General features: G+C 69.5%; 1 protein-coding gene. It reads right to left on the reverse strand.

Annotation, left to right across the window (positions count from 1 at the left end; translation table 11 throughout):
* A partial coding sequence (locus tag WT53_RS31515) for an efflux transporter outer membrane subunit (RefSeq protein ID WP_060262701.1) occupies positions 1 to 1428 on the reverse strand: 1428 nt, incomplete at both ends.

Consider the following 1428-nt stretch of genomic DNA (forward strand, 5'->3'; position numbering starts at 1 on the left):
CGCCTTGTCGTAATCGACCGGCGCATCCGGCGCGCGCGGCGCTTCGCCCGCGCGCTGGATCCAGCCCCCGCCCAGTGCGCGGTACAGGTCGACCAGATTCGTCCAGCGTGCCAGACGCGCGCTGATCAGCGACTGCTGCGCCGAGTACAGATCCGTCTGCGCGGTCAGCACCGACAGATAGCTGTCCACACCGTTCTTGTAACGCAGGTCCGACAGGTCGAAGCGACGCTGCTGCGCGTGCTCGTTGCGCTCGAGCGCCGCGATCTGCTGGTCGTACGTGCCGCGTGCGGCCAGGCCGTCCGACACTTCGCGGAATGCCGACTGGATCGCCTTCTCGTAGTTCGCGATCTCGATGCGCTTCTGCACGTTCGCGAGATCGAGGTTCGCGATGTTCTGCCCGCCCTCGAAGATCGGCAGCGCGATGTTCGGCGCGAACGACCACGCCGCCGTGCCGGCCTTGAACAGGCCGCCCAGCGTCGGGCTCGCGGTGCCGAACGCGGCCGTCAGCGAGATCTTCGGGAAGAATGCCGCGCGGGCCGCGCCGATGTTCGCGTTCGCGGCCAGCAGCGTCTGCTCCGCCTGCATCACGTCCGGACGGCGCGTGAGCAGATCCGACGGCAGCCCGGCCGGCACGTCCGTCAGCAGGTTCTGCGCATCGAGCGGCAGGCCCGCCGGCAGATCGTCCGGCAGCGGCTCGCCGATCAGCAGCACCAGCGCGTTCAGCGCCTGCGCGCGCGCACGTGCCTGCGCCTGCTGGTTCGCGAGCGCCGTCTCGACCACCGTCTGCGCCTGACGCAACTCGAGCTCGGAGCCCGTGCCGTTGTCGAACTGCAGCTTGGTCAGGTCGTACGACGCCTGCGCGGTCTTCAGCGTGTTTTCCGTGACCTTCAGCAGATCGTCGGTCGACAACAGCGTCAGGTATTGATCCGCCACCTGCGACACCAGCGAGATCTCCGACGCCTGCCGCGCGTACGACGTCGACAGGTACTGCGCGAGCGCCTGATCCTTCAGGCTCTGCACGCGGCCGAACAGGTCGAGTTCCCACGACGCCGACAGCCCGACGTTGTACACGCGCGAGATCAGCGGCTGGCCCGTCTGCGACACCCCGGCCGGATAGCGCTGGAGGTTGCCCGTGCCCGTACCGTCGAGCGTCGGGAACAGCCCCGCGCGCGTGATCTGGTACTGCGCACGCGCCGCCTCGATGTTCAGCACCGACACGCGCAGGTCGCGGTTGTTTTTCAGCGCGATCTCGATCAGCCGCTGCAGGCGCGGATCGACGAAGAACTCGCGCCAGCCGATGGCGGTCGCCGCCTGGCCGTTCGCGCTGCGCGCGCCGGCCGCGCCCGGCTGCGTCGCGTAGACGCCGCCGGCCGGGTACGCCTGCGCGACGGGCGCGTCGGGCCGCTTGTAATGCGGCGCCATCGTGCA

The organism is Burkholderia sp. MSMB2157WGS, assembly GCF_001532755.1.
Lineage (GTDB): Bacteria > Pseudomonadota > Gammaproteobacteria > Burkholderiales > Burkholderiaceae > Burkholderia.